The organism is Levilactobacillus namurensis DSM 19117 (assembly GCF_001434785.1).
Lineage (GTDB): Bacteria > Bacillota > Bacilli > Lactobacillales > Lactobacillaceae > Levilactobacillus > Levilactobacillus namurensis.
Genome location: NZ_AZDT01000005.1, coordinates 1 through 9,431 on the forward strand (window position 1 = coordinate 1; position 9,431 = coordinate 9,431).

The 9,431-nt window shown below is 51.9% G+C and carries 8 protein-coding genes; 5 read left to right on the forward strand and 3 right to left on the reverse strand.

Annotation, left to right across the window (positions count from 1 at the left end):
* Positions 1–368: 368 nt before the first annotated feature.
* On the reverse strand, positions 369–1,118 hold the full coding sequence (locus tag FD30_RS00745) for an NADPH-dependent oxidoreductase (RefSeq protein ID WP_056943501.1): 750 nt from the start codon (positions 1,116–1,118) through the stop codon (positions 369–371).
* Positions 1,111–1,572 carry a class Ib ribonucleoside-diphosphate reductase assembly flavoprotein NrdI gene (gene nrdI / locus FD30_RS00750; protein ID WP_056943502.1) on the reverse strand — a complete coding sequence of 154 codons (462 nt, stop codon included), beginning with the start codon at positions 1,570–1,572 and terminating at the stop codon, positions 1,111–1,113. Before nrdI ends, FD30_RS00745 begins: the two co-directional genes overlap by 8 nt.
* Positions 1,573–1,907: 335 nt before the next feature.
* Here nrdI and FD30_RS00755 point away from each other — a divergent pair, with 335 nt between their 5' ends.
* From FD30_RS00755 to FD30_RS00765, 3 genes are all read left to right on the forward strand, one after another.
* Positions 1,908–3,428: an ATP-binding cassette domain-containing protein gene (locus FD30_RS00755; RefSeq protein WP_056943503.1), complete on the forward strand. Its 1,521-nt coding sequence runs from the start codon at positions 1,908–1,910 to the stop codon at positions 3,426–3,428.
* 89 nt (positions 3,429–3,517) lie between these two features.
* Positions 3,518–4,960, forward strand: coding sequence for a DHA2 family efflux MFS transporter permease subunit (locus FD30_RS00760; protein WP_056943504.1), 1,443 nt, complete (start codon positions 3,518–3,520; stop codon positions 4,958–4,960).
* Positions 4,961–5,150: 190 nt separating this feature from the next.
* On the forward strand, positions 5,151–5,420 hold the full coding sequence (locus tag FD30_RS00765) for a helix-turn-helix transcriptional regulator (RefSeq protein WP_056943505.1): 270 nt from the start codon (positions 5,151–5,153) through the stop codon (positions 5,418–5,420).
* Between the two features lie 164 nt (positions 5,421–5,584).
* Here the strand turns inward: FD30_RS00765 and FD30_RS00770 are convergent, their stop codons facing one another.
* A complete protein-coding gene (locus FD30_RS00770) occupies positions 5,585–6,970 on the reverse strand; it encodes a hemolysin family protein (RefSeq protein WP_056943506.1) in 1,386 nt (461 codons plus the stop codon).
* 386 nt (positions 6,971–7,356) lie between these two features.
* Between FD30_RS00770 and FD30_RS00775 the strand changes: the two genes are divergently transcribed.
* Both FD30_RS00775 and FD30_RS00780 read left to right on the forward strand, forming a co-directional pair.
* Positions 7,357–7,719, forward strand: a complete 363-nt coding sequence (locus tag FD30_RS00775; protein ID WP_034545165.1) for a hypothetical protein — start codon at positions 7,357–7,359, stop codon at positions 7,717–7,719.
* A 649-nt stretch (positions 7,720–8,368) separates the two neighbouring features.
* Positions 8,369–9,406: a KxYKxGKxW signal peptide domain-containing protein gene (locus FD30_RS00780; protein ID WP_056943507.1), complete on the forward strand. Its 1,038-nt coding sequence runs from the start codon at positions 8,369–8,371 to the stop codon at positions 9,404–9,406.
* The last annotated feature ends 25 nt before the right edge of the window (positions 9,407–9,431 follow it).

Consider the following 9,431-nt stretch of genomic DNA (forward strand, 5'->3'; position numbering starts at 1 on the left):
CTCTCTAACAAGAATCATTAATTTAACAACATTCTTATTGACAAGACGTAGAAAAATAGAGTCTGAGATTAAATTCTCAGACTCTATTTTTTGCGTTCTAAACGTACGACCAAAGACAAACTGTGGTAATCACCCGCCTTACCGGTTGGGCCTGAAGAGGCCCAACCTCACGGCTAAATTGAGTGTCCCCAAAACAGTGTTTCCTGACGCTTGACGATTTTGTTCACACAAACGACCACTGGACCTTATCCTATTAGGATGAGGTTTTTTACTGAGTATAATCGTCAGCAGTACACTTGGGGACCACGGCCTGTTATGGGTTTACACGACTGTAAGCTGGGAGGACGGATGACCATCGCAAATCTGATTTACCCCTGAAGCCAGCCCTGCTGTTGCAATCCAGTCAGGATGCCAGCCCGTTGCTGGGGGTCGCGGCTGAGTTCGGTCGCAATGTGGTGACTGAACGTTTCTTCCCGTTGGTTGGTAGTCCGTTGCTGGTAGTAGACCTTGATCAGTTGGTTATAGGCGACCAACGACGGATCCGTAGGCGTGATGGTCTGGTAGCCGTTGGTGAAGTGCATCAGGTCTTGGGGAAGCCGCGGTTTGTGTTCCGGCTGTTCGGCGGGGTGTCCGATCGCCAGCCCCAGTACCGGGAAGGTCAACTCTGGTAGGTCGAGTAAATCAATCAGACGAGGAACGTCGTTTAAGATGCTCCCCATGATGGTGCTACCAAGTCCCAGACTTTCGCCCGCGGTGACCACGGTCTGGGTCATGATGGTCGCATCGAAGATCCCCGCGAGAAGTTTGTCCAGACTATGCAGGTTAGCGGTCGTAGTGGCATTTTGGGGTGCCAACTGTTGGTTTCGGTACTGGTCCGCCACGAAGACGAAGTAGTGACCGGCCCGTTCGAGCCAGTGGTGGCCAGTGATGTCGCCGAGAGTCGCCAGCTTGGCGGGATCGGTAACGCTAATGATGCTGGCCTGTTGGGAAAAGGTACTGGTGGCCGCGTGTTGGGCGGCGTCGACTAGGGTGTGGATTTCCGCGTCCGTGAGTTTTTCGGGTGTAAATTGACGGATGCTGCGGTGAGCCATTAGGGTGTCTAAAGTGGGATTAGTCATGTTGAACCTCCTTAAGTCGCTTGACCATGGCCTGGTAGACCCGTTGTTCATCGGCGGGGACTCCCCGGAGTTCGTAGTTGGCGATAAAGGGCGCGTTGAACTTCTGGGCGTAGCGCTTGGCGGTCAGACAGTACTGTTCGTTAAAGTTTCGGTTGCCGCTGCCGACCACGCCCAGCAGGTAGCGGGCGTTGTTGCCGTACGCGATGTATTCGCCCAAGACGTTGGTCATCAGTTCCTTGACGCCGTTGTCGATGCCGTTGCCGCCATTCAGGTAGGTCGGCACGAAGCAGAAGTACGGGCTGGTCTCGGCCGTCAGATCGGTGGCTTCACTGATTTCGGTGGCCGTGATGGTCGGCAGGCTCGGGTCGGTCGCGTGTTGGGCCGCCGCGTAGTCGGTGAGGTGTTCGATGAAGTTCCGGGTATTCCCTTCGATTGAGATGTATAAGATCCGCATACTGATTCCTCCGGTTTTAGATAGGTTGCTTCTAGTGTACACGGATTGACGGAAAAATGTTGTGCGAAAACGTCTTGCGCAATTCCCAGACCTGTGCTAATCTAGGCGTAATCTAAGAAAGAACGAGGTATCTCAGCCAATGCGTAACTAAGCGAATCCATTGTTAAACACACTTATCCTGATTTCAGGGGTGGAGTGTGTCGACTCTGGGAATTGCTGGTTACGCTGACTGAGTTGCCAAGGCAACCGGTGGGCGCGATTTTCGTGAGGAAAATGCGACCACTTTTTTAGTGTCCAACCAACGATTCCTGCGCTTTTTTAAGGGGGACGTTACCTTGACACAAATTTTAATTGAGCATCTACACAAGACTATTGCGGGTCAACCGCTGTTCACCACGGACCGCCTGACTGCCCAGACCGGCGATCGGGTCGGTATCGTGGGGGCTAACGGGGCGGGGAAGACCACCTTAGCCCGGATCATTGCCCATCAGGAACCCGACTTCACGGGAACCTGCCGGGTCGATGGCACCGTGATCCGGGTGCCGCAGATTGCGCCGACGGCCGATAAATCCGGTGGTCAGAGTATGCTGGCGCGGGTACGGACGGCTCTGGCACAACGGCCAGCGGTCCTGATCCTCGACGAGCCTTCCGCCAACCTCGACGACCGGCACCAACGCTGGTTGACCCAGACCCTCCAGCACTTTTCCGGCCTCTTACTACTGATTTCCCATGACCGGGCTCTGCTGAATGCCGTGGCGACCAAGCTCTGGGTGGTGGCAGACCAGCACTATACCCAGTATAACGGGACCTTTGCGGCCTATGAACTGGCAACCCAGCGGCAGGAAGCCAATCAGTTAGCGGCCTACCAGCGCGAACACCGGGAACAGCACGCCCTGGAAATCGCCGCTCAGCACCGACGGGAGAAGGCCAACCGGGTCCGCAAGGGGGGCCGTAACCTGACGGCCGCCGAACGGGGCAACTCGAGGTCTTTGCGGGAGGCTACCGCGGGGAAGATTGACCGGAGCGCCCGAGCCATGGTTGAGCGCGCCAACCGCCAAACCACCACGGTGAAGCCCCACCAAGCTGCTAGCGTTAAGTTGGTGGCAACCGATTTACCACCGGTACAGGGTAAGTATCTGGTCAGTGCCACCAACTTGGTGTTAGACCGGGGTGGAAAACGCTTGTTGCAACGGGCCACTTTCCGGATTCGTCCGGGTGAGCGGGTCGCCTTAGACGGGGACAACGGCAGTGGGAAGTCGACGCTTCTGACCGCCATCTTGACCCGGCACCCCCAGACTCACTTAGCGCCCAGTGCGCGGGTGGGTTACTTCCATCAGGATATGACGGAACTGGCCACCGACCAGACCGTTTGGCAAGCCATGGCCGCCGCCACAACGCTGGATCCCGACCGGACCCGGCAGATCATGGGGGCCTTTGGGTTGACCGCGCGCTTTTACGACCGTTTGGTAGGGGACTTAAGTGGGGGCGAACAGGTTAAGCTGCAACTCCTGACGATTCTGGTCAGTGCCAGCAACCTCTTGATTCTCGACGAACCCACCAACTACCTGGACTTACCGGCGCTCAAGGCTCTAGCCGCTTACCTGGTGGCCTACCCGGGGACGGTCCTGTTCGTGGCCCACGACCAGACCTTCCGTCAACAGGTGGCGACCCGGACCCTGGAGATCCGGCAGCAACAGTTACGAGATCCGGCTCAGACGGCGCAGGGGGTCCCGGCGACGGACCTGCCCCGTTTGCGGTTCGAGTACGACCAACTGATGCAGGCGCCGGAACTCGACCAGGAAAAGTTGCGGCAGTTACGGGCCAAGATTGCCGCTGCCCAGCGTGAAAACGGTTAATCCGTGCTTTTTTGCAAAAAAGACTTACGAGAAAATTATTTTTCTGTTAAAGTAATCCATTGTGTTTGATGAAAGCGAGTGAAAATACAATGGAAACTGTACAAAACAATCCAGCAGCAGAAAAAGCCCGGGTGCCAGTTGCGCACCCCATGCTAGCCATGATGGGTATGCTGATTGGTGGATTTGTGGGGATGTTCAGTGAAACCTCCCTTAACATTGCGCTACCTCAGTTGATGGCACAACTAAACGTTTCGACAGCCACAGTTCAGTGGTTGGTCACCGGCTACATGCTGATGATTGGGATCGTGTTACCTTTATCTAGTTTAATTACCAAGTGGTTTACCACGCGGCAAGTGATTCTATTCGCCTTGATTGATTTCGCCGTTGGGGCGATTATCTCAGCGGTAGCGCCTGGTTTTGGCGTTCTGCTCTTGGGTCGGATGATTCAAGGGATCGCCACTGGGCTGATCCTACCGTTGATGTTTACGGTCGCGATGCAGATTTTCCCACCCTATAAATTAGGGGCGGCCATGGGAATGGTCGGGTTAGTGATTATGTTCGCGCCCGCCATTGGCCCAACTTTGGCCGGAATCGTGCTGGGGATTGCTTCCTGGCGGTGGATCTTCTGGCTGTTCGTGCCGTTCTTGGTCATCGCGTTCTTATTTGCCGTGACCTCCCTGAAGAATATTGCGCCCGTAACGCGGCCTAAGATTGATTTCTTATCAATCCTGTTATCCATGGTCGGCTTCGGGAGCTTAGTCGTTGGGGTCAGCATGGCTAGTGACCACGGCTGGGGGTCCCCAATGGTCTTGGGTGCCTTAGTCTTAGGTATCGTGGTCTTGGCATGGTACACCCATCGTCAATTGACCATGGAACACCCAATTCTGAACTTACGGGCGTTCGCCATTCCGGGCTTCCGGGTCGGTGCGAGTCTGGTCATGATTAACTTCGGGATTATCCTGTCCGCGATGTACCTGTTACCTATGTACATCCAAAAGGGGGCACTGGTTCCCGTTGCGTTGACCGGGATCATCATGTTCCCTGGTGGATTGATGAACGCGATTGTCTCCGCGATTTCTGGTCGGTTGTATGACCACATCGGGGCTCGTAAGCCAGCGATGCTGGGCTTCATCATCTCCATGGTTGGGGCCATCTTGTTGGCCTTGACCACCACGCAGAGTGCTATCTGGTACATCATCTTGGCCCACGTGGTCTTGATGATCGGGGCACCATTAGCCATGTCGCCATCCCAGACCCACGGGTTGAACTCGTTGACGGGTCCAATCGCAGCTGACGGGAGTGCTATCATGAACACCCTCCAACAAGTGGTTGGGGCGATTGCTACGGCGATTGCGACCAGCTTGTTGGGAATCGGTCAAGCGGCTTACTACGCCACTGGCGCCCATCAAGCTGCTGGGGCGTTCGTGAACGGGTCCCACTACGGGTTCTACTTCACGTTTGCTTTAGCCGTGATTGGGTTCTTAGTGGCCTTACGGTTGCCGAAGGCTGAAAAGTACAGTAAGCATGAATAATCAGTAAACATTGAAGCGTCGCCAATCCAAACGGGTTGGCGGCGCTTTTTGCGTACCACAAGGCGGGCGAGCCGGTTAGGGGGGAACTGTCACGTTAGGGGATTCGTTAATCCCCTAATAAAACTAAGTAGTGGCTAAACGGTTCAACGTAGGGGCGTGTTAAGCTGGTTCTTAGATGAGGGGGGATAGCATGGATTTAGGGATGCAAATTCGTGTGATGCGTAAACGACAGAATATGACGCAAGCCCACCTAGCGCAACTGATTGGGGTCGACCAACTCACCATCGATCGGTGGGAGGGGTGTGTCCAGTGCGACCCGACACCGGCGCAATTGCGAGCGCTAGCGCAAATCTTAGACTTCGAGTCGGAGGGGCCTCAAGCGGCAGACCAGGGGACGCCGCATCAAGCCCATCGGCTGGCCATCTGGCCCTGGCGTCACCGAGCCGTGCGCCATTATTGACCAGAAGATGTGGTGATTATTTTGATAACCAGTAAAAGGGCGCCCGGTCAGTGTTGAAATGGATTGGGCGCCTACTGCTGTATGGGTGGTTTAGGGGCCTTTAGGACAGTCAAAAAGACGCTTAAGCCACCCACGTCGGGGAGGGGCTTAAGCGTCTTTTAACTTTAATCGTTATCGTGATGGTGTTTCTTATCGTTATCGTCTTCGTCCATCAGGGATGGTTTGGGTTGCACGGGGTTGACCGTGACCTCGAACCAGTTGATGAAGGAATTCTCGTAATCGATGACCTTTAAGTCGAAGTTCTCCAAGTGGATCACGTCGTTGACTTGGATGTCAGGATAGTTATCAATGATGTATCCCGCCAGTGTCACGATGTCGGTCGACTCGAAGTCCTTGATGTCGACGTTGAAGTAGCGTTCGAAGTCGTAGGTGGTCATTTTCCCGTTGACCTGGAACGTCCCGTTAGGTTGCTTGAAGATGTACTGGTCGTTGGCGTCGTCGATCTCATCGCGGACAGTCCCGAAGAGTTCCTCGTAGATGTCCTTGTCGGTGATGATTCCGGAAGTCCCACCGTATTCGTCGACTACGACCACGATAGGCGTCTGGTGCTTGATCATCTGTTGCAAGACCTGCGTGATCGGCGTAGTTTCTGGCGTGGTGGTGATGTCACGCAATAACTTGTCCACTTTAATGGAAGAATCCACTTGTTGTTGGCGAATCAAGTCGTAGTTGTAGACGTACCCCAGAATCTTATCCTTATCGTTGTCGGCCACCACGGGCAACCGGCTGAACCGTTCTTGCAGGTAGACCGTTAAGGCTTCCTTGACGGTCGTGGTGATGTCGATGACTTCAAGCTGCGTCCGGTCGATCATGATGTCCTTGGCGACCTTGTCGTTCAGTTCGAAAGCCCGTTGCATGTAGACCAAGTCGTTCTTTTCCAGCTCCCCGCCTTCCACGGCACTTCGGGAGAGGTTTAAGATTTCGGCTTGGGAGAAGACTTCGTCACTTTCGTTGGCCACTTTCAGGCCCATCATCTTGACCACCCCAGTCGCGCTGACGTTGAGTAACCAGACAAAGGGGTAGAACAGAACGTGGCAGTAATGCAGGGGTGTGACCACTAACATTAAGACCTTCATCGGCATATCGATGGAGATGTTCTTGGGCACGATTTCGGTGAAGACCACTTCTAAGTAAGTCAGGACCAGAACCCCAATAATGGCGCTGACCGTATGCGCGGTGGCGTTATTGATATGCATGGGGGCGATGCCGGCGAGCAGAATGTCGACGAAGAACGTCTCACCGATCCACCCTAAGATAATTCCGGCTAAGGAAACCCCCACTTGAGTTGTTGACAAATATTCGTTTAAATTGGTGACCATTTTCATGGCCCGAGTGAGCTTGGTTGAAGGCTTGTCTAGGTCGTCGATTCTTTCTTGTAACGCACTAGGCCGGGTCTGAACTAAGGCAAACTCGCAGGCAACAAAGAAAGCTGCAAAGAAAAAAGTAACTAAAATAATCACTAGGTTTACAACTATCTGACCGCTATCCACACATCATTCCTCATTTCACTTATTCTATCCACTCATTATAGCGCGTCTGACCGCTATTTTGTAGTCCTTGAGTTGAGGCAAATTTTACGCCGATACCCCCTTGAACGCAACCGAACGCTAAAGTTTCTGGGGGAAACGGAAAGGGCCCGACTAGCAAAAGTCAATTTTGGTGAGAAATCTTTCCGGTGGGTAAGTTGACCTGCCTGAGGAAGCCGTCTTAATTGGGAAACTTGGGGGTAGCGGGTATTCTGAGGGGGATTGGTGCGGATCGTGAATGCCCCTAACGGTACCGCTTACAATTTTATGGATTTATCCGGGATTCATGCTTAACGTTTTCAAAAAAAAGGACTAGACTAAAATTAGAAACATCAAAGGAGATTTTGATTATGGCAGACACACCAAAGGAAAAAGCAGACGAACCGAAAATTGACATCCCAGCAGCGGATGTTGAAAAGGCGGCAAAGCTGATCTTAAAACCGGGGTATGTGACGAAACACGATCTACCTAAGATGGCAGATCTTTCATGGGCAACGGCCCTGAACAAGGCAGTCACCGCGCACTTCTTGAATGACGATGACGACCACGACCCTTACGTTTATTTCGAACAGTTTGACTTTGCTGGTGGCGATATCGACTCAATTCTCTTTAACATGGACATCGTGAAGACGCGTGAAGATGCGTTGAAGACGTTGGGTGAACAGATTGGCCAAAAGCTAGTGACCCCACCAGAAAAGATGGACTTAATCTAACCTTAGACAACCTATAATGCAGAGTCCTGATTCATTGAAAAATGAATCGGGATTTTTTTGTCTGGGATAAAACGCTAGAATTTTCTGATTCTTGACGATAATGATACGGTGCTGAAACCTGCGACCAAAGGTAGCCAGTTTTGTCCGCACTCTGTTTTATCGGATATTTTTAAAGGTCGAGGGAGTAAGCGGTTTGACAAGTCACTAACTTAAGTGAGTGTTCCGAAAAAATTTTTCGAAAAAACGGTTAGTTCATGACGTGTATGAAACATTTAGTAAGGACCCGGGATGGTAATAACTAATGGGAAATGAAATAGTGAAATAAATTGATGAAATATCCCGTTGACGGGTTGGTTGGTTGATTTAACTATTTGGGGAAGCGCTGTAATAATGGGCGGTTTCAACCGCTTACACCAAGGGAGAAAAGTGAACTTTTTGTAAAATCGGGCCGCGAAGTTTTTGGGTATAAATGATTATTTTGGTCTCTTGATAAATCCAGCAATTAGTTGCGAAGGAAACTTGTGGCCATTAATGGCGTTTTGGCTATAAAATTGGCCATTCACAATTATCCACATTGGAATATATGTGGTATTATAAAGAAGATTATATTGAGTATTTTGTCGAATTGATTGAGTAATGGGGCGATTTAATGAAGGGATTAGATCCGAAGCGGATGTCAGAACTATTCCGCTCGAACAGTAAAACACATTTTAAGATGTATAAGGCAGGCAGAAAGTGGCTGGTCGCTGGGATTTCCGCGTTAAGCGGTCTATTAGGCCTGGGGACCATTGGCTCGACGTCTGCGAAAGCCGACACTAAGACTGGGGCCGCTAAGACCCTGGATACGGAGGACGTTGCCGCGACCAAGACCACGGGGACGATTCCGGCTACATCACAAGCAACCGTGCAAGCGTCGACGACGGACGCGAGCCAATCGACTAGTGATCAGACCAGCACTCAGGAAACCAGTACCACGCCAAGTGCTTCGGCGACTAGTGAAACGGGGAACCAGGCAGCTGAAACAACAACCAATGCAACCGGTAGCGCAACTACAGGGGCGCAGTCTGCCCAAAATGAGACCACCACGGATGATCAGGTGACGACCACTGAGACCACTACGGATGGTACCCAACCAACCACCACTCAAACGACGGCTGATCAAACCGCCACTAATTCGACAGCTCAAAAAACGGATACAACTAATGAAAATTCAACCACGGGTTCGACCAATGAAGCCAGTGAATCCACTGACTCCGCTGGATCAGCCAGCGAAAGTACGGCGGGGAGCGATGCTTTAGCCTCAGATGCGTCCGCTTCTGGGAGTAATGACACCACGACCATCACCACGGACGAACTCAAGACCATGCTGGCCACCACCAACTTAACGCAGGAAAACCAAAACAAGGTGGCCTTGATGGCCGCTTCCTTCTCGCTAACCCGGGCCGCAGCATTGGATTTGGTGAATGCCTTTTCAACGCCTAAGCAGTACAAGGACGCAACGGCTTATAATAATGGGACTAGTGACGCGACTAAAGATATTAACAATCTGATTTCGACGATTCACGTTACGCTAGGCAGTATTACAAAATGGACTATTGATTTCATAAATGGCGGAATCAATCAATATTTAAAAAATATTTCAAGTAGTTTTGATAAGTGTACTAGTCCCTGTCAAGTTGACAGATGAAATAATATAATTCTCGGACGTAACT